A 19,555-nucleotide genomic window follows, 5' to 3' on the forward strand; every position below is an offset into this window, starting at 1 on the left:
GGGTGGGGGGGCCCAAAGCCATGGTGAGGAGCAAAGGACTCTCCCACCTTTTTTCCGTTCTTCTGGTGGCGGGCTTGCCCCCCGCCTAGGAGCCCGCCGCCGAGCCGGCCCAGGCCCCCGCCGGGAGCCTCACGCCCCCACCCCTGGTGGGCGCGCCGGACGAGGACGTGCCTCCGCCTCCGGAGGTCCCCGCCGGGGACGGCGAGATTCCGACGCGCGCCTCCGTGCCGCCCGAGGCGCTGCCGTCCGTGAAGGCCTCCCCTCCCGCGAAGGACCCGGTGCCGCGCGTGGCGGTGGAGGTGCTGAGCGGCACGGCGGGCGGCGTCGTGGGCGCGACGATTTTGGGCTCGGTGGGCTACCTGCTGGGTTCCGCCACGGTGGGCTGTGACGAGTGCCTGGTGATGGCCGCCGCGGGCGCCGCTGCGGGAGGCATCATCGGCATCCCGGTGGGCACGTACGCGGGCGGCCACTTCATGGGCGGACGCGGCCGGATGGGCCCGACGGTGGCCGGGAGCATGGTGGGCTGGGGCGCAACGTTCCTGGCGCTCACGCTGGTGAACAGCGGAGGCTCGGAGGCGCCGCCGGCGCTCAACGCCGCCCTCTTCATCCTCCCGGTGGTGGGCGCGAGCGCGGGCTTCGAGTTGTCCCACGGCAAGGTGCTGCGCAACGAGGCCGCGATGCAGGCGGCCCCCGCCCCGTCCGTGCAGGTGATGCCCGTGGCCACCTACAGCAGCAAGGGCCCCCAGCTGGGCCTCATGGGCAGCTTCTAGGAAGCCCCCACGCGGAACCAGGTGAAGGAGTCCTCGCGCACGCGGCCCTCCGCCACCAGCTTCTCCAACGAGGCCAGGGCGCTGCGCTCCGCCACCGGGTGCATGATGGGCGGCGTGTCCGCGTAGGCCGTGGCCACCACCTCCGCCAACGTCGCGCCCGTCGCGGGCACCGCCTCCAGGATGAGGGCTTCGCGCTGGGCGCGGTGGCGCAGGTACTCGTTCAGCTTGCCCGGGCCGTCCGGCACCGGCGAGCCGTGCGCGGGGTACAGCGTCGTCACCGGCCAGTCGCGCAGCCGCTTCAGCTGCTCCAGGTAGTCCACCATGTTGCCTTCCGGCGGGTCGATGACGATGGAGCCCACGCTCGCCACCATGTCCCCCACGATGGCCGACTTGCTGCGCGAGTCCACCAGGCACAGATGGCCCCGCGCGTGCCCCGGCGTGTGCAGCACGTGCCACCGCTGAACCATGGGCCCATCCAGGTTCAGCACCTCGCCGTCCTCCAGCAGCCGCTCCACCGGGAAGTCCAGCCGGTCCGCCGTGCGCGCGTGGCACCAGAGCGGAATGCCCAGCCGCTCCTTCACCGCGAGCGCCCCGCCCACGTGGTCGCCGTGGTGATGCGTGAGCACCACCGCCACCGGCCGCGCGCCTTCCGCCTTCAACCCCGCCACCAGCGACAAGAGCTTCGCGTACTGCTTCACGTCCGACGAACCCGGATCCACGATGAGCAGGTCGCCCGTGCCCAGCACGTACGCGTTCGTGTGCGTCGCTGGCGGCAGCGTGGGCGTCTCCAGCGCCACCACCCGCACGCCGCGCTGGAACTCGATGCGCTGGGCCACGTAGCCCGGGCAATACGGCGGCGTGCACAGCTTCGCGCGCGCGTCCGCTTCGTCCGTGAACTCCGACAGCACCTGCAACGCGTGCTGCGCGGGCGGATGCAGGAGCGCCGTGCCGTCACTCCAGCGCGACAGCCCGTCCTCCGGGCGGATCCACGCGCCCTCCGTCAGCTCGCCCGGGATGATGCTCGCCGCCTGCCCCTCCGGCAGCTCCACCAGATAGAAGCGCGTGTCGAAGCGCACCGGGATGGCTGGCGGCGTCACCCAGCGCCCCGCGGCCCGCAGGTCCTCCGCGCGCAGGGACAGCGTGTGCCGCGCCAGCCACTCGCTCCACTTCACCGTGCCCGCGAGCAGCGCCGTCCTCCCCTCCTCCAGCACCTGCGGCGACAGCGCGCGCGCGCCTTCCGCCACCAGCACGCCCGCCTCCTCGAACAGCTCGCGCGCCGCCGCGGAGCGCAGCGCGGCCTCCTCGCCCTGGGCGCCCTGCACGGGGACGTCGTGGTCGTCCTTGTCCAGCTTGCCGCCGGGGAAGGCTTGGAAGCCGCCCGCGAAGGTGAGCGCGCGCTCGCGCTTCACCCAGAACACCTCCACCCCGGAGTGCGCGCGCCGGTAGAGGATGACCACGGAAGAGGGCCGGGGCTCCACGGGGGTGTGGGGCGCGAAGAGGCCCATGCCGGGAAGGGGCTCGCTCATGGTTGCACCGTCGTCTTTCAGGATTGTGTCGTCTGGCCGAGCAGCCGGCCCATCATCTCGCGCGCCCGCTCCGCCTGGTCCGGCCGGACGTAGAGCCGCGTCAGTCGCACCGCGCCACTGTAGCGCTGGTAGAGCGGCGTGTAGCGCGCCACCTCCGTCAGCCTCCCCGTGGACACGTCCAGGATGAACAACCCCGGGCTGCCCCCAGTCGCGGAGGACCCCACGTACTTGCTGAGCGCCCCCTTGGACTGCACGGTGTAGTGCTCGAAGCCGCCGCTGGTGAGCGCGCTGCTCAGCACCTCCAGGTCGTAGCCCGTGTCGCGCTCCGTGAACTGCGCCAGCAGCTTGAAGCCCTGCCGCCGGCTGATGCGCTCCGCCCACCGGTTCTTCGAGCGGCGCAGCGTGTACCAGAGCGCCGCGTCGTCGCAGAGGAGGAAGGACTCCGGGTCGTGCGGAATCTCGAACTCGCCGGGCGTCTCCTCGTAGTACCTGCGCAGCATGTGGTCGAAGTTCACCGACGTGTGGTGCAGGTACACCGACACGAACATGTGGTAGCGGCTGAGCAGGAAGTCCTCGAACGCGAACGCCGCCGCGCGAGACAGCGCCAGCACCGCGCGCCCGTCCTTCACCGCCGGGTTCAGGTTGGAGACGATCCAATCCATGTCGTACCGGCCGTAGTTCACGCCCGTGTAGAACGAGTCGCGCAGCAGGTAGTCCATCCGGTCCGCGTCCAGCTCCCCGGAGACGATGGCGCGCAGGAGCGGCATCCAGTCCACGCCCTTGTGCGTGAAGCCCGGGTCCTTGGGCGGCTTCGCGCCGGTGATCAACGCCACCACCGCCATGGGGGTGATGCCGCGCGGGCCGAACTCCTTCTGGAGGACTTCCGTCAGCGAGCTGTCCAGGAGCAGCTTCGCCGTGTAGTCCTCGTGGGTCGCCTGCTCCCCTTCCGCCACGGCGTCCAGCCAGCCGGGCAGCCGCAGCAGCGACCGCCGGGGGGCGATGCGCTCGGAGGCGTGCGACAGGGGCATGTGCCCCAGGTCGTGGCAGAGCACCGCCAGGCGCACGGCGGTGCAGAAATGTTCACGCACATCGTCCGGCAGCTCGGAGCGGCTGGCCACGGCGTTGAAGACGCGCGAGGCGACGTACATGGCGCCGAGGCAATGGGCATGGCGGGTGTGGGTGGCGCCGGGGAAGGCCATGTCCCCGAAGCCCAGCTGCCGCACGTAGCGCAGGCGCTGGTAGAAGCGGCTGTCGATGACGGCCTTCTCCGGGTCGCTCACCGGGATGACGCCGTGGATGGGGTCGCGAATCCGCATGTCGTTCTTGCCGGGCCGTCAGGCCAGGGGTGGCCGGTTGCCCTCCCAACGGGTCGCGCACCGTAGCGCATACCCCGTCAGGCGGTAGCCCCGTGAGGGACCGACCGATCACCATCCCACAGGCTGGGAAGGTCCCTGGGGACGTGCTAACCCTCAGGGCACTCCGAATGCACATCATCCTGCTGCACAATCGTGACCACGACCTCCTCGAGGACGACCCCGGGCGCGAAGCCCGCGAGGACGTGGTCCGGGTGGCCGAGAGCCTGGCCCACGCGCTCAGCCGTGACGGCGTGAACGCCGAGCCGCTCGCCATCGAAGGGGACAAGCTGGACTTCATGGAGGCCCTGCGCTTCCTCCAGCCGGACCTCGTGGTGAACCTCTGCGAGTCGCTGGCCGCCGACAGCCGCGGAGAGATGGCCGTCCCGTGCCTGCTGGACGCGCTGGGCCTGCCGTACACCGGCTCGTCCGCCCTCTCGCTGGGCCTGGCGCTGCACAAGCCCAAGGCCAAGGACGTGCTGCGCGCCCACGGCGTCTCCACCCCCGCCTCCTTCCTGGTGAAGAAGCGCGAGGACGCACTGGCGGTGGACCTGCCGTGGCCCCTCATCGTGAAGCCCGCGCGCGAGGACGCCAGCGTGGGCATGGACTTCGACTCCGTGGTGACGGAGCGCTCGGCGCTCGTGCGGGCGTGCGAGTCCGTGCTGCGCACCTTCCACCAGCCCGCGCTGGTGGAGCAGTTCATCCCGGGACGCGAGGTGTACGTCCCGCTGTTGGGCAACAACCCGCGGCAGGCGCTGCCGCTCACGGAGATCCACTTCGGCCGCGCGTTCGAAAACCGGCCGAACATCGTGTCGTACCGGGCCAAGTGGGAGGAGGAGTCACCGGAGTACCGGGACTCGCCCACGGGGCCCTGCCGGCTCGACGCAGTGCAGGAAGCGCGTTGCATCCAGACGGCGCTGGAAGCATTTGCAGCGCTGGATTGCCAGGACTATGGACGCGTGGACCTTCGGCTGTCGCCCGAGGGTGTGCCGTACGTCATCGACATCAACCCCAACTGCGACCTGCACCCGGGCGCGGGGTTCGCGAAGGCGGCGCAGGCCGCCGGCATGGACTACGCGGCCCTGGCCTCCCGTCTCGTGGAGGTCGCCCTCGAAAGGACCCATGGAAATCCGCACGCTCGAAAGAAAGGACCGGGAACCGCTCGCCGCGCTGATCCGGCGAATCGAAACCTTCTCGCAGGAGGAACAGGACTGCGCCATCGAGCTGGTTGACACCGCGCTCACCGCAGGCAACCGCGACTACACCATCCTGGTGGCGGACCGCGGGCAGGACGGAGGCGGGCTGGTGGGCTACTGCTGCTACGGCCCCACGCCGATGACGGAGAACACCTTCGACCTGTACTGGATCGCCTCCGCGCAGGAAGTCCGGGGCCAGGGCATTGGCGCGGGGCTCATCTCCGCCATGGAGGCCGACCTGCGCCGCCGCAAGGCGCGCATCATCCGCGTGGAGACGAGCGCCACGGAGGCCTACGGCCCCACGCGCGGCTTCTACGCGTCCATGAAGTACGGCGAGGAAGCCCGCATCAAGGACTTCTACAAGCAGGGCGACGACCTCATCATCCTGACCAAGCGCCTGTAATTCCCCGCCAGGAGCGGGCAGATGCCTTCCATGAACCGACCGATGCGACGCACCCGTCTGGGATTGTTGAGCCTGCTCGCCCTGCTGACAGGGGCGCCGTCCCCCACCTGGGCCCAGGCCCCCGCCGCGCTGAAGAACCAGGCGAAGGCCGCGGCGGCCAAGGCCCAGGCGAAGACGGCCCAAACGCCTCAAACGCAGGAGCTCTCCGACGCGCTGAAGGCCCCGCGCCCCAAGGGCGGCGAGTACTTCGGCCTGTACCTGATGGACAAGAAGGTGGGCTGGTTCTTCACCGACCTGACGGTGCTGCCGGGCAACAAGGCCCAGAGCATCAACGAGCTCATCTTCAAGGCGCAGGTGGGCACGCGCGTGTCGGAGCGCGTGCACCGCGAGGTGCGCGTCTACGAAGCGAAGCCGGGCGGCAAGCTGTTGTCCTTCACCGTCACGCAGAGGGGCGACGGCGGGGACAATGAATTGGTGGGCACGGTGACGGGCGATTCGTTGCGCGTGGTGCGCAAGCGCCCGGGCCAGCCGGATGAAATGCTCAAGCCCATGCCCCTGCCCAAGGAGACGGTGGAGGACGCGGATCAGGCGCGCGTGGCCCTGCTGCGCGGCCAGAAGGTGGAGGGCGTGGCGCTGGACGGCACGGACCTGGAGGGCTACCGCACCGTCACCACGGTGGAGGCCCCCGAGGAGCAGGTGCTGGGCGGCGTGAAGGTGAAGCTGTCGCGCGTGAGCACGCTGTCGGACAAGGAGAAGGTGCCGGTGGCGGCCTTCCTGACGACGGACGGCAAGATGGTGCGGGTGGACTTCGGCCAGACGATGCAGGCGCGTGCCGAGTCCGAGTCCGTGGCCAAGCGGATGGACCTGGTGGAGGTCTTCGGCCTCACGCGCGTGGTGCTGCCCAAGCCCCTGCCGGCGAAGGCACGTGAAGTTCCCGGCCAGGTGAAGCTGGTGATGAAGAACCTGCCGGAGAAGTTCCAGCAGGACACCTACCGGCAGAAGTACCAGCGGCTGCCGGACGGCCGCGTGGAGGTGACGCTGATTGCGGCGCCGCCTTCGCCCAAGGGGCGCGTGGCGCGGCCGGTGGCGGACCCCGACGGTGGGGAGAACCTCAAGTCCACGCTCGCGGTGGAAGCGGACGCGGCGGCCATCAAGGCGCAGGCGAAGAGCATCATCCGCGAGGAGAAGGACGCGTACACGGCGGCGCGGATGCTGTCCGCGTGGGTGTACAGCAATCTGCAGAAGGACTACGGCGCCAGCGCGGACCGGGCCACGGACGTGCTGCGCCAGAAGAAGGGCGACTGCACGGAGCACTCGCTGCTCACGGTGGCCATGCTGCGCGCGTCCGGCATCCCCGCGCGCCGCGTGGACGGCGTCATCTACATGGTGAACTCCGACGGCGTGCCCGCGCTGTACTGGCACGAGTGGGTGGAGGCCTACGTGGGCGAGTGGACCCAGTTGGATCCCACCTTCAACCAGCCCGTCGCGGACGCCACGCACTTCTACGTGGGCTACGAGGGGAACGCGGAGATCACGCCCCTCATCGGTTCGCTCCAGGTCACGGACGTGAAGTAGTCCCCGGGCGTCTCAGTGGCCCGGCGCGGCCACCAGACGCTCCGAGAGCAGGCCCGCTTCGGTGATGGGCCGCTCGCAGACGAAGCCGCGGCAGAGGTACGCCGCGCCCTTCCCTTCCACGGGGTCGCGGCCCTCGAAGAGTTCCTGGAGGCGCGCGGGCGGAGCCGAGCCCGTGTCGTTCCAGCCGAAGGAGAACACGGGCGCGTACGTGCGGTTCGCGGCGGCCAGCAGCGGGGCCACGGCCTCGCGCGTCCCCGCGAAGGTGACGCCGGACGCGCCGTCCACCAGCGAGTCCGCCGCGAGCCCCAGGTGGCCGTAGCCCATGGGGTTTCGCACCAGTTGGTCGTGCAACTTGGCGACGTAGTGCTCCGGGTGCTCCAGGTGGCACACGTCGCCGGTGAGCGCGGAGAGCGTCACCTGCGCCTCCGTCAGCGTGGACGCGCCGGAGGGAAACGCGTTGTCGAAGAGGCAGTAGGTCGCCACCACCAGGTCCTTCTGTCCCCGGGGCGCGGCAAGGTACGCCTGCTTCTCCTCGTCCCAGAACAGCTCCACCGCGCGGTGCGCGAGCGCGTCCGCCGCGTCCAGATACTTCGCGTCGAACGTGGCCTGGTAGAGCGCGGTGAGCCCGGCGGCGAAGTCGCCGTAGTCCTCCATGAAGCCGTCGATGCGGCCCTGGCCATCCTGGTACGAGCGCAACAGCCGCTTGCCGTCCCACATCTTCGCGAGCACGAAGTCCGCCGCGTCCGAAGCGAGCTTCGCCCAGTCCGGACGGTTGAACACGCGCGAGGCCAGCGCGAGCCCGCGGATCATCAGCCCGTTCCAGCCCGCGAGAATCTTGTCGTCGCGGCCCGGCTTCACGCGCTGCTCGCGCAGGAGGAAGAGGACGCGGCGCGCTTCGGCCAGCTCCTTCTCCACGGCCTCCACGGGGCGGCCCTGCTCCTTCGCGAGCTGCTCCACGGGGACGACGACCTCCAGCACCGTGGCGCCGTGCTCGAAGTTGCCGCCGGGCTTGATGCCGAAGTGGCGCAGCACGGTGTCCGCCTGCTGGCCCACGGCGAGGGCGGCGCGAACCTCCTCGGGGCGCCAGACGAAGAACTTCCCCTCCTCGCCTTCACTGTCCGCGTCCTGCGTGGCGTAGAAGCCGCCGGCCGGGTCGGTCATCTCGCGGCGGACGTACTCGACGGTCTCCTCCACGACCTTGCGCCAGAGCGGCCGGGACTCCACCTGCTCCGCCTCCGAGTACAGGTGCAGCAGCTGGGCGTTGTCGTAGAGCATCTTCTCGAAGTGGGGCACCAGCCAGCGCTCGTCCACGGAGTAGCGGTGGAAGCCGCCGCCCAGCTGGTCGTAGATGCCGCCCAGCGCCATGCGCTCCAGCGTGCGGAACACCGCGGCCTTCAGGGGCTCGCCGCCGCCGCGCCGCCATGCGCGCAGGAGCAGCGCCACGTTCATGGGGTTGGGGAACTTGGGGGCGCCGCCGAAGCCGCCGTTCACCGGGTCCATGCGCTTGAGCATGGACTGGCCCATGGCGACGATGTCCTCCGCGGACAGGTGTGCGGGGTCGGCATCCAGGCCGTGGACGGACAGCTCTCCCAGGCCCTCCTGGAAGCGCTGGGCCTGCTCCTCGATGTCCGCGGCCTTGTTCACCCACGCGTCGCGCAGCGCGGAGAGCAGGCGCGGGAAGCCGGGGCGGCCGTAGCGGTCGGACGGTGGGAAGTAGGTGCCGCCGTAGAAGGGGCGCAGGTCCGGGGTGAGGAACACGGTGAGGGGCCAGCCCCCGCCCTGCCCCATGAGCTGCACGACGCCCTGGTAGATTTGATCGAGGTCCGGGCGCTCCTCGCGGTCGACCTTGATGTTGATGAAGCCCTCGTTCATCAGGCGCGCGATGTCGGGGTCCTCGAAGGACTCGTGGGCCATGACGTGGCACCAGTGACACGCGGAGTAGCCCACGGAGAGCAGGATGGGCTTGTTCTCCGCGCGAGCGCGGGCCAGGGCTTCGTCCCCCCAGGGGTACCAGTCCACGGGATTCGTGGCGTGCTGGCGCAGGTACGGCGACGGCTCCTGGGCCAGACGGTTGGTATGGGCAGAGGGGGGATGGTCGTCCATGGGGTGCTCCCGGTGTGCCACGGCTTCGAGGCCCTTCACATTGTGAGCCTGGGTGGCCGGGGGCAAGCCGAAATGGCCTCACTCCCCGCTGGCCAACGGCCTCCCGGTGAGATTTGTCAGGGGGCGTGCGTGCGTCCGCCCACTCCAGCCCCGGCCCGGGAATGAAGGCGTGCCTGCTCCTGGTTGGACTGGGGGTAGTGGTGCGGCTCGCGCTGGCGCTGGGAACGGACGTCTACTTCGACGAAGCCTATTACTGGCAATGGGCCCGGCATCTCGCATGGGGATATTTCGACCATCCGCCGATGGTGGCGTGGCTCATCGCCGCGCTGGGCATCCGGGGGACGGCGCTCCTGTGCGGGCTGGGGACGGGCGTGGCGGTGTGGGGGCTGGCGCTGGACGTGTACCGCTCCCGCGACGCGGCCTGGCGAGCCGTGGCGCTGTGGAGCGCGGTGCCGGTGGGCATCCTCTCCGGAGTCTGGGCGACGCCGGACTCGCCGATGCTGTTGTTCTGGTCGCTGGGGTTGTGGGCGCTGTACCGGGAGAAGTGGGTGCTGGCGGGGCTGACGTGTGGCCTGGCGCTCTTGTCGAAGTATCCGTCCGTGCTGCTGGGATTGGCGTTCATGGTCGCGGCGCTGCGGGCGCGCAGGCTGCCGGCTGGGGCGTGGGTGACGGCGGGGCTGGGGTTGTTGTGCTTCCTGCCGGTGGTGTTGTGGAACGCGAGCCATGACTGGGTGGGGTTCAAGTTCCAGCTGAACCACGGCCTGGGTGGGCGCGGAGGCTGGGCGACGTTCGGCGAGTACGTGGCGGGGCAGTTCGCCATGGGCGGGCCGGTGCTGTTCCCGCTGGCGCTGGTGTACGCGGTGCGAGGCCCGAGGGAGCAGTTCCTGCTGCGAGTGGCGGCGGTGATTCCGCTGTTGTTCTTCGGGTATGCGGCGGCGCGGACGCGGGGCGAGGCGAACTGGCCCGCAGCGGCGTACGTGGCTGCATGCATCGGCGTGGCGGGGATGCGGCCGGTGTGGCAGCGCGCGGCGGCGTGGAGCGGGATGGCGGTGGTGCTGGCGGTGACGTCGCACCTGTTGTTCCCGGTGCTCACGTTCGAGCGTGACGTGGTGCTGGCGAGGACGCACGGCTGGGGAGTGCTGGAGCGGTTGAGGGCGCCGGAGCAGCTGTTCCCGGGCATGGCGCCGGGTCCCACGCCGATTTACGCGCCCACGTACCAGCTGGCGTCACAGCTGGCGTACGCGACGGGCGCGGAGACGGACACGGTGGGCCCGTCCCGGCGCAAGAGCCAGTACGACCTGTGGCCCGAGCTGGAGTTGAAGCCCGGTCAGGACGTGCTGTGGTGCTCGGAGACCGGAGCGGGGCCGCCAGAGGAACTGGTGCAACGCTTTGGTTCCGTGGAGGGCCCGGTGAAGCTCACGGGGGTCTTCCGGGGACGAAGGCTGCACACGTTCACGGTGTGGCGGCTGGGGAATTGACTACTCCGGGCTGAGGAACTTGTTCACGACCGGGTTGTCGTTGGAGTCCCAGCCCAACACGCCCAGGTACATGGCCCGGCGCCCTCCGTCATCGGTCTGCGCGTCGAAGTTCACCGGGCAGGGGCTACTGCCGCAAAGCCAGTCATCCGAGAAAGCAGGATGCGCCGTGCTCGAATCCGCAATGAACTGAAGGACAACGTAAACTTCTGCAATCTCGGCCTTGGCTGCCAACCGCCATTGTCAGGCAATGTTATTCCGATGGGACATCAAAACCTTCAGAGCCTTTCTGGATTGACGTCGTCAAAAGGTAGAAGCCGGTGGATGGATTACGACCAAGCTCGCCATCTTCTGCCGCCAACACGTCAAGCCGAGAAGCTCGTCTTACTGCATCCGCATACCCCCGTTTAAACACCTCGAAATCAATGCTCTTATCGTAATCCCGAATAAAAGAACGCATCATCCTCTGCATTGAATGCCGATCTTGCATGCCTGGGTTCTCGCGAAAGTGCAGAAGAAGCCAGACTTCCACGCATGGGTTCGACACCGCAGCTTTGATACCGTTATCCCTAGCCAGTTGCAGAGCTTCAGCGACATGTGGGTGCACATCTATATCAAAGACGCACCACACTTCATCGTAGGCAAGGTTCTCATCTTCCTCTCTCACAGCCAACCTCTCGGCGCGAACCTTGAGTTCCTTAGCCTTTTGAGCAAGCGTGAGCGGAACGCCACGTTCACGCGCTATCTCCACGTCAACACGTGGGTTTCTGCACCATCTCCGAAACCCCATAATGTACTGAGGCTCGGTGTTCTGCCCTTCACACAGCACGAGGAGCCTGGGTTTTGGAGTTAAGCGCGGGGCACCACGGGCAGGTGGTCGACTTCTGTTTCTGCGAGTGCTGGACAAGGGCTCATTCCTTCACTGGCGCAATTTCACCGAGAAAAGGGATGGCGCCATATCGCCCTTGAAGATATCCACGCTCAAGGTTCTCTTCCTTCCTGGGTTTGTAGTCAGTCAGAGGGTAGATCCGTGAAGTACCGCTTTCATCCTTCTCGGCAAGCCAGATTTGGTCTCTCCGCAGAGGCGCTTCCCCCAGAGTAGTCCCCAAGAGATTGGTGTCGTGGGTTGTAAAAACAAGCTGAGCATTCTTGGGATTCAACTTTGAATCATTAAACTGGCGAACAATATGCAACCCGAGAAGTGGATGCAGGCTGGCTTCAAGCTCATCAACAACAAGGACACCGCCGGTCCAGAGTGTCTCCAAAATATGTGGAGCGAGCCTGACCAGCGTGAGTGTTCCTTGGGACTCCTCTTCAAGAGGAAGCCATGCATCATCGTTACCGGCTTGGTGCTGTAGGAAAAGACGAACTCGCCTTGCCCGCCGGGCTCTGACGCTTGAGCCATCATCTTCTTCTACAGAAACCTTCAGGTCGACTATGCCAACATCCGCTGCTTGAAGTAGGGCTCGGAGGGCGCCGATGCGATCATCCGCAACGGGGGCGGTCGCAGAGAGTTCCTGCTGTTCGGTCGTTGGTACAGGTGTCATGGAGCGAGACAGCCACGTTTCCGAAACATCTTGCACAGTTCGACGACGGACCCCGAGATTTGCAACGCGCACTTGGCGAAACCAGCCATAAAGTGGAGTGAGCTGATCATGCCGATTCTGAGCTGCAGCTGACAAGAAGAGTGCGTTGGGGCGTGTTACCTGCTCCACGAGTTTGTTCTCGCCGTGCAGGTGTTCCCCGAACTTAAAATTATCGCCCTCTCGTTCGAACAGGACTTGCTTGCGGCCATGCGGCCATGCGTGCAGCCACTCTTCTAGGAAGCGGTCGTCGTCGGCAACAAACCCATACTGGTAACGGATCTCGCCGTTGACAAATGTCACCTCAAATAATGATGGCTCCTGAGATTTGATGCCCCATGCAAATGGGTCTCTCGGAACGCCCCCTTCTGGGGGCCAAGCCCTATGGGAATGCACGACCGCATTCCGCATGAACTCAATCCCGGAAACCACATTACTTTTGCCACTTGCATTCGCTCCGTACACGGCGGCGACCGGTAACAAGGGTTCCGAGTGCCCCTGAATCACACGGAGACGTGGGTCGCCATCCGTTCCGATCCTGCCCGCCTCCATCGTGAGCACCTGCTCATCTTGCACGGAGCGATGATTCTCGAGCCTGAATTCGATGAGCATCAGCACTACCTCCTAGTGGGTAAATAGGGCTTTCAGGGCCATTTTCGCAAGTTTCCTGCACATAGCGCCCTCAGCCCCCCCTTATTTCCCAATTTGGAGGTCCGCCCTAGAGAGCAGGCGACCAGTCGGTGAGCCGGTAACTGTCGGTCCCGGGTCGGTATTCGGTGCCCCTTTCGATCTACCAGCGGGTTCACGCGGACCAGTCAGCGAGGTAGCCCAGGATGGCCGGCCTGGACCTCCGAGTCGATGAAGCTGGGGCCATAGGTGCTGACTTTGCCCGGTCCCGACCCTACCCTTTGAACATCTGAGGCTGTATCAACGAAGACAAATGAATATGAGTGCCCGGCGTTACGTAAAATTCAGCAGGGCCAAGCGTTGCGTAGTTACAGCAACAGTTCGTCATGCCGAACCGGCTCCCAGCTCGTACCAGCGTGCATTCAAAGTCCATCTTCACGTCCGCAAGCCACATGCCCCCCTGAAGAGCATGGCAGCTCCCCGCGCACTTCTCTAGGCAATAGGCCATGAGCTGCGAACTGCACCGCCAGGGGCCATAGTGGATGACCGTGCGGAACTGGCCTCCGCCAAGCACAGCCACGAGCGGCCCAACCCACTTCCGCACCGAAGAAGAGGGCCCGGGTGCCGGGCCTTCGGCACAAGCCCCGAGAAACAACGCTCCGAGCAAAGGATGATCACCGACCGAACGGACAGATTCTCCTTCGAGGCCAGAGCCTGCACCCTACCTTATGGCATCGTCATCTGTGGGCGGCTCCCATCGAAGCCAGCAACAGCATGACGAACAGGAATGCGAAGTAGGTCCGGGCCGCCAAGCGCCCTGAGAGAACCCGGGGTCTGCGGTTCTTGAAGAACAGCGTCAGGTTGATCACCGCCATTCCCAGAGGCAGCAGGAAGAGCCCGCTCCGGGTCAGCCACAGGTAGAGGCCCACCGCTCCGGCCATTACGGTGAAAGCAATCACCGCGCTGGCCTTGGAGCCCACTTCGTCGCTGTAGAGCTTCTCCCCTGGCTTCGTCGTCCCGGGCCACGCGGTCTTCCGCATGACCTCCCAGTGCAGATACAGGAAGACCATGGCCAGGATGGCCAGCAGTCCCTGGGGATTCAGCGGTGTCCCCGTGCGCTCTGCATGCGCCACCCAGACGTAGAGGCCGTGGCCTACGTGCAGTTGGATGGCGATTCCGATCATCAGGAACATGCTGCGCTGGTACGGCGCCCAATTCTTCTCCAGCCACCAGAGCACCAGGGCGTGCACCATGATGCCCAGCAGGATGGCGGCCCTTACCCAGGACACCGCCAGGTTCGTCCCGAGCAACACGGCCGCGTTGAGCCCCAACGCCACGTACAGGTCCCCGAAGGTGACGTCCCCTTTCGCCAGGCCCCGGTCCGGGTTGTGGACGAGGTCGTATTCGTAGTCGCGCAGCTCATCCACGATGCGCATGAAGTAGCCCACGCCGAAGATGCTCAGCGCGACGTGCAGCAGGTCCGGTGAGAACGACAGTCCCCTGCCCCCGTTGAGCACTCCGAACATCCCGTCCAGGCTCACGCACCAGAGCGTGATGACCAGCAGGTAGAACAGCGGCGGGTAACGTTGCACGGAGAAGCGCAGCGTTGCCCGGGCCCGCTCCATGACGGTCCTGCTCATGCCGCCACCAGCGTGACCGTGCCCGTGGAGCCGTCCACTCGGACCCTTGCTCCGTCAGGGATCCGCGTCGTCGCGTTCGCCACGCCCACCACCGTGGGGATTCCGAACTTCCGGCCCGCGATGGCTGTGTGCGACAGCATGCTGCCGCGTTCCACCACGATGCCTCCCGAGGCCAGCATCAGGAACAGCCAGCCCGGATCCGTCTCCTTCGCGATGAGGATGTCGTCCTTGCCCAGATTGCCCACTGCTCCCGGGTCCAGCACGATGCGCGCGTTGCCCTCCACGATGCCCGCGCTTGAACCGATTCCCTTGAACAGCGAGGTGTCGTCACTGGCCGCCTCCACCACCCTGGGGATTCCGTCCGCCACGCTTCCCACCGTGGTGAAGTCCCGTGGCGGCTGGCGGCCCTGGTTGTCCTGCTGCTCCCTGCGACGCAGCTTCGCGAGCTCTCCCAGGTTCCTCGTGACGCTCCGGCCCTCGAAGTGGTCCAGCACCTCGCGCATCGTGAGGTAATGCACGTCCAGCGGCGCAGCCAGCACGCCCCGCTCCGTCATTCGCTGCCCCAGCGCCGCGAACACCTTCTTGCTGAAACCGAAGAGCTGGCCTCTCCAGAACCGGCTGGTCTCGCGCAAGCCGATCACCGTCCTCAGCTTCTCCAGCAGCTGCTCGATGGCCAGCTTCCGCAGCGGATGTCCCTGGAGGAGCGTGGACAGCTGCGCCTCCGCCTCCGTGCGCCTCGCCCTGTCAGACGCCCTCAGCTCCTCACGCGTGACGGACGTCCTCGCGTAGGACTGGACGACCCGCACCAGCTCCCACGGCGTGTCCCGCAGGTTCGGGCGCTCCATGTTCAGCTCCTGCACACCCCGGTCTCCGAACTCGCTCAGGTGCTCCCGGAAGGCCCGGGCGACTCCAGGCGGTACTTCCCCCTTGTCGATGCTCTTCCAGAGGGCTTCCGCCTCCCCCTCGTTGAAGCGCTTCGCCAGCGCCGGATCCGCGCGCACCATCTCCGCGAGCGCCACCGCGGAGAGCAGCGCGTGGGTGCCCGCGTCCGGCTTTCCTCCGCACATCAGGCCCACCAGCAACGCGCTCGGGTCCTCACCGGTCCACTTGAGCAACAGCCTGCGCGCCAACCCGAAGCACGAGTTGATGTACCAATGGTTGATCAGCGTCAGCCCCCACCAGTTCCCCACCTCCGTCCAGACGCGCCGGAAGTGATGGATGAGGACCAGCGGGTCCTCCTTCTCCACCGGCAGCGCCCGGAGCCCCGCCAACGTCTGCTTCCACCATGTTTCGAATGCCTCGAAGTCACGCTGGAACGTCGCCGTGACGCTCAACGCTCCCAACGCCGAACGGCCCAGGGCGTAGGCGTAGCTCGCGGTGCTGGGGAAGCTCTCACGGTGTCCCGGCAGCCGGATGACCAGTGACGCGTCCCGCTGGAGCACGTCCTCCAGGTCCCGCATGGACGTGGCCGCGATGAACGGGTTGATGCCATTGACGTGCATCAGGTTCGACAGCGAGTGGTAGACGCGCCCGTCGATGAACCCCAGCATGTTCTGGAATGCGGGCGTCTGGTCGTGCAGGGCCCTCGCGTCCGCGCCCTTCATGCGGCGCAGCAGGTCGTAGAAGATGACCTCGTAGAAGTAGCTGGCCAGCGAGTACGTCAGCGGCGTCGTGACGCCCGGGAAGCTCTCCGACACGTTGCCGCAACCCCAGACGCGGATCTTCCGGAAGTCGAAGGCGATGGGCCTCGCCTGCAACACGTGCAGCGTGCCGTCCTCCGTGAAGGTGCCCTCGATGTCCTGGGGCATGCCGAAGCTGCGCTCGATGTCCTTCGCCAGCGTGGCCAGCCGCCTCAACTCTTCGTCCGTGAGGCACGGCGCGTCCCGCAAATGCTCCGGCACCGGCCGGCGGACCAGCTCGCCTCCGGGCTCCGGGTTCTCGCAGAGCATGTCCGCCTTGTGGCCCAGCTGCCGGTCGATGTGGCCCGTCTCCGGGTGGATGAAGTAGTGGTCCACTCCCACCTTCTCCTGGACTACTCCCTCCCCGATGCCGTGCCCCGCGACCACCAGCGTGCGCCGCTCCGTCGTCTTCGGGTCGCACGTGAAGGCCACGAAGGAACGGCGGCCCGGAATCATCCGCTGCACTCCCACCGCCACCATGAGGCCCCGAACGTCGCGGCCCTGCGCCAGCCGGTAGATGAGCCCTTCCGGCGTGTAGGCGGAGGCCCAGCAGCGGCGGATGCGATTGAGCAACGTGTCCCTCCGCACGTAGAGGAACGTGGAGCTCACTCCCGCGAACGGATCCGTCTCCGAGTCCTCGCTCTCCTCCAGCGCGCGGCCCACCACGGAGGCGCGCACGGCCACCAGGCCTCCCTCTCCGAAGGTCCGGTCAAAGGCAGCCAGGATGGCGGCTTCGCGGTCCGCGCCCAGGGGGACCTGGAGGAAGAGCTGTTCAATCTCCTCCGCCACGCGGCGGATGTCCTGATGCGAGGTCCGGTCCACCGCCGTGGTGAGCCGGTCGATGGCGGCCTGGAGGGGCCTCGCCACCTCCTGGAACATCGTGATGGTGAGGCAGAAGAACTCGGGGACCGGGAAGCCGTGCCTCGCCAGGTGCTGCTGGCGCGCGAACTTCTGGCCGACGTACCGCGGATCACCGGCCTCGGTCATGGAGACGAGCGGAAGGGGGGAAGCCATGTCAGGGGATTCCTTCAGGAACGAAAGTCATTGAGCGCGCTTCGCAGGGCATCCACCGGAGACCTCGCCAACAGGTCCTCCGGCCCGAGCACCGCCGCGAGCCGCGAGACATCCAGACACTGGGATTGGGTCAGCAACTCCAGACGCTCCGACAACGCGCGGGCACGCCGGCTGGGGACTTCCCTCAAGGCCCTCGGCAACCAGGCCGGGGCACGGACCTTCACGGTGGCATCAGGCAGTCCCAGCCCCCGGGCCACCGTGCCCAGGAACTCCCCGCGCAGCAGCGGGCGTGTGTACGCGGCGTTGAACGCCTGCTGCTCAGGCCTCGGCGTCTCCACCATCCGGCGCGCGAGCCTCCACAGGATGCGGCCCAGGTCATCCACGTCGATGACCGAGCACCCCACGGTGTCGCTCCCCATCTGCACTCCACGCCTCAGGAGCTTCACCATCGCGGGCAGGACGAACCGGTCCCCGCGCCCCAATAGAAACCGCGTACGAATCAGCGCCGCGTGCAGGCCCGTCCGCACCGCGTGCTCCGTGATGACCGCCTCGGCTTCCACGCGCGAGCGGGCCAGGGCGGTGACGGGCCGGAGCGGATGGTCCTCCTTCACGCCCCGGTGGGGGCCCGCGCCATACACGGACATGGAGCTGCCGAAGAGGACGCCCCGGCAGTCACCGGTGAGCCGCGACAGCAGCCGGCGCGTCCCGTCCACGTTGGTCCGTTCGTAGCCCGTGCCGTCGGTGTCCCGCTGCTTCGTGGCCAGGTGCAGGACGACGTACGGGTACGGCGGGAACAACGCGTCCGGGATGCCGTGCAGGTCTCCCCGCACGACGTGCACGCCGTCTCCCCAGTCGCGGCCGTCGGGCGAGCGCACCAGCGCATGCACGGGATGCTCCCCGCGCTGGAGCAGGAACGCCTGCCCCACCATGCCGGTCGCGCCCGTGAGCACGACGCCGAATCCGCCTACCAGACCCATGGGACCAGCCGCTTGCGGCTCGCCGCGTACTCGGCGTAGCCCGGGAAGGAGCCCAACAGCAGCCGCTCCTCGTGCCGGATGCGCAGGAGGACAGCCGGGACGAAGAGCAGGGCGAAGACGGCGATGCCCACGACCGCGGGGAACACCAGCAGGTAGCCCACGTGCGCCAGCAACATGCCGGTGTATGCCGGGTGCCTCAGCCTCCGGTACACACCTTCCGTCACCAGCAGGCTCGCGTCCGGCAGACGCACGCGGTGCGAGTAGGCCTTCCCCAACGTGCGGATGGCCGTGAGCCGCAGCGACACCCCGGCGATGAAGCAGGCCAGCCCCACCGCGCGCGGCACGGGCCCCAGATCCAGCGTGGGCAGCGCGACCGCCAGCAGAATCGTGGTCAGCCGGGCAATCGCATACAGCTCCAGCGTGGCGCTGTCCCGCTCCGCCGTGGGCTTGCTCGTCTCCCGCAGCGTGACCCGGCTCTCCACGAGCATCCACGTCACGTACAGCCCCAGCATCAGCGCCGCGATGGGACGGCTGTCCTCCGGCGTGCGCAGGACCTGCCGGATGCCCAGGGGAATCAACAGGCCCACGCCCGTCACCAGGAGCAACGTGGGCATCCACCGGTGCAGGCCCTTCATGACGCCTCCTTCGCGCTCACGGCGCCAATCAGCCCCGAATAGCAGCAGGTGCCCTCCTGCCAGCCCTGCACGGCGATCCACATGCGGTTGCGGCGCCCGTCGCTGCGCACCGGCTCCGACCACTCCGGGAGCCGGAAGCTGGTGAAGGTGCGGATCACCACCGGCACGTCGTTGCGCACGAAGCGCCGGAACTCCAACGTCAGGCGCGTCAGGATGAGTGTCCAGTCCAGCGGCAGCCCCACGCCGTGGATGGCCGCGATGGCCGCCTGCCGCGCCAGCTCCGTGAGCAACATCCCCTGCACGTGGCCGGAGGGATGGTCGAAGACGAACTCGGGGGACTCGGTGAACGCGTTGAACTGGTGGAGCGCGCCCACCCGGCACGCGTTGGCCAGCAGCACGTTCGCCGGGTCGCGCTTGTGCACGAGCACCGGGTCGATGCGCTCAAGCGGCCGGGCCTGCTCCGCTTCACTGAAGGACTGCCGGCCTTCGGAGACGGCGTTGCGCACGGGGATGCGGGCCAGCAGCTCGGAGACGTTCTCCGGCGGATCCTTCTTCCATGGGCCACCCACGCGCACGCCCACCGGCGTCGCGTCCCCCCACTGCGCCAGCTCGGGGAAGTCCGCGGCGCGCGTGCCCAGGTAGAGGCCGCAGTGCTCCTGGAGCGCGGCGGCCAGGAACTCCGCCTCCTCCACGTTCTTCACCGGGATGCGACAGGGGTGCTCGACCTCCGGCAACAACGGCTCCGGCACGAGCAGGAAGGAAACGGCCTCCGGCGACGCCACCCGCACACGCCTGTCGGGATGGCTGGAATCGGAATCCATGTCTGCCTTTCTCCAGCTGAGGGGGAAAGGCAGTCTAGGAATCGCGATGTCTCAACACGAGAACCGGGGAAGGCCCGCTTCTTCCCAGAGGAACATCAGACCCGAGAGGATTCACAGGCCTGTTTCATGAACCGCCATGACACGTCGCGAAATGCGACTCAGGTCAAGACAGATGGTGC

At 67.5% G+C, this 19,555-nt stretch carries 15 protein-coding genes; 5 read left to right on the plus strand and 10 right to left on the minus strand.

Features of this window, described 5'->3' with window-relative positions; genetic code table 11:
- Nucleotides 1–167: 167 nt before the first annotated feature.
- Complete coding sequence (locus tag D7X96_RS11630; RefSeq protein WP_147468285.1) at nt 168–770, plus strand: GlsB/YeaQ/YmgE family stress response membrane protein; 603 nt, start codon at nt 168–170, stop codon at nt 768–770.
- Here D7X96_RS11630 and D7X96_RS11635 read toward each other — a convergent pair.
- Both D7X96_RS11635 and D7X96_RS11640 read right to left on the minus strand, forming a co-directional pair.
- On the minus strand, nt 767–2,296 hold the full coding sequence (locus D7X96_RS11635) for an MBL fold metallo-hydrolase (protein WP_121769725.1): 1,530 nt from the start codon (nt 2,294–2,296) through the stop codon (nt 767–769). The genes D7X96_RS11630 and D7X96_RS11635 overlap by 4 nt on opposite strands.
- A gap of 17 nt (nt 2,297–2,313) precedes the next feature.
- On the minus strand, nt 2,314–3,612 hold the full coding sequence (locus D7X96_RS11640) for an HD domain-containing protein (protein WP_121769726.1): 1,299 nt from the start codon (nt 3,610–3,612) through the stop codon (nt 2,314–2,316).
- 167 nt (nt 3,613–3,779) lie between these two features.
- Here D7X96_RS11640 and D7X96_RS11645 point away from each other — a divergent pair, with 167 nt between their 5' ends.
- The 3 genes from D7X96_RS11645 to D7X96_RS11655 are packed head-to-tail and all read left to right on the plus strand — an operon-like array spanning nt 3,780 to nt 6,822.
- Complete coding sequence (locus D7X96_RS11645; protein ID WP_120551812.1) at nt 3,780–4,880, plus strand: D-alanine--D-alanine ligase family protein; 1,101 nt, start codon at nt 3,780–3,782, stop codon at nt 4,878–4,880.
- A complete protein-coding gene (locus D7X96_RS11650) occupies nt 4,771–5,247 on the plus strand; it encodes a GNAT family N-acetyltransferase (protein WP_120551823.1) in 477 nt (158 codons plus the stop codon). The genes D7X96_RS11645 and D7X96_RS11650 overlap by 110 nt, the downstream gene beginning before the upstream one ends.
- Before the next feature lie 42 nt (nt 5,248–5,289).
- On the plus strand, nt 5,290–6,822 hold the full coding sequence (locus tag D7X96_RS11655) for a transglutaminase-like domain-containing protein (RefSeq protein ID WP_233609905.1): 1,533 nt from the start codon (nt 5,290–5,292) through the stop codon (nt 6,820–6,822).
- Nucleotides 6,823–6,834: 12 nt separating this feature from the next.
- On the opposite strand, the gene D7X96_RS11660 is transcribed toward D7X96_RS11655, so the two are convergent.
- Nucleotides 6,835–8,925, minus strand: a complete 2,091-nt coding sequence (locus D7X96_RS11660; protein WP_121769727.1) for a thioredoxin domain-containing protein — start codon at nt 8,923–8,925, stop codon at nt 6,835–6,837.
- A 125-nt stretch (nt 8,926–9,050) separates the two neighbouring features.
- Between D7X96_RS11660 and D7X96_RS11665 the strand changes: the two genes are divergently transcribed.
- Entirely contained in the window at nt 9,051–10,403 is a 1,353-nt protein-coding gene (locus tag D7X96_RS11665; protein WP_244219542.1) for an ArnT family glycosyltransferase, read from the plus strand.
- 250 nt (nt 10,404–10,653) lie between these two features.
- On the opposite strand, the gene D7X96_RS11670 is transcribed toward D7X96_RS11665, so the two are convergent.
- The 7 genes from D7X96_RS11670 to D7X96_RS11705 all read right to left on the minus strand — a co-directional run bounded on the left by D7X96_RS11670 (nt 10,654) and on the right by D7X96_RS11705 (nt 19,376).
- The gene (locus D7X96_RS11670) at nt 10,654–11,229 is read right to left on the minus strand and encodes an RloB family protein (protein WP_279637380.1); all 576 of its coding nucleotides are present in this window, start codon (nt 11,227–11,229) and stop codon (nt 10,654–10,656) included.
- Between the two features lie 82 nt (nt 11,230–11,311).
- Entirely contained in the window at nt 11,312–12,595 is a 1,284-nt protein-coding gene (locus tag D7X96_RS11675; RefSeq protein WP_121769748.1) for an AAA family ATPase, read from the minus strand.
- A gap of 752 nt (nt 12,596–13,347) precedes the next feature.
- Nucleotides 13,348–14,250, minus strand: coding sequence for a UbiA prenyltransferase family protein (locus D7X96_RS11685; RefSeq protein WP_244219543.1), 903 nt, complete (start codon nt 14,248–14,250; stop codon nt 13,348–13,350).
- Nucleotides 14,247–16,943, minus strand: a complete 2,697-nt coding sequence (locus D7X96_RS11690; RefSeq protein WP_121769731.1) for a PEP/pyruvate-binding domain-containing protein — start codon at nt 16,941–16,943, stop codon at nt 14,247–14,249. The genes D7X96_RS11685 and D7X96_RS11690 overlap by 4 nt, the downstream gene beginning before the upstream one ends.
- A gap of 14 nt (nt 16,944–16,957) precedes the next feature.
- The gene (locus D7X96_RS11695) at nt 16,958–17,893 is read right to left on the minus strand and encodes an NAD-dependent epimerase/dehydratase family protein (RefSeq protein ID WP_244219544.1); all 936 of its coding nucleotides are present in this window, start codon (nt 17,891–17,893) and stop codon (nt 16,958–16,960) included.
- Between the two features lie 14 nt (nt 17,894–17,907).
- Nucleotides 17,908–18,555 carry a methyltransferase family protein gene (locus tag D7X96_RS11700; protein WP_121769733.1) on the minus strand — a complete coding sequence of 216 codons (648 nt, stop codon included), beginning with the start codon at nt 18,553–18,555 and terminating at the stop codon, nt 17,908–17,910.
- Complete coding sequence (locus tag D7X96_RS11705; protein ID WP_121769734.1) at nt 18,552–19,376, minus strand: AfsA-related hotdog domain-containing protein; 825 nt, start codon at nt 19,374–19,376, stop codon at nt 18,552–18,554. Before D7X96_RS11705 ends, D7X96_RS11700 begins: the two co-directional genes overlap by 4 nt.
- Between the last annotated feature and the right edge of the window lie 179 nt (nt 19,377–19,555).

The organism is Corallococcus interemptor (genome assembly GCF_003668875.1).
In the GTDB taxonomy this organism is placed as follows: Bacteria; Myxococcota; Myxococcia; order Myxococcales; family Myxococcaceae; genus Corallococcus; species Corallococcus interemptor.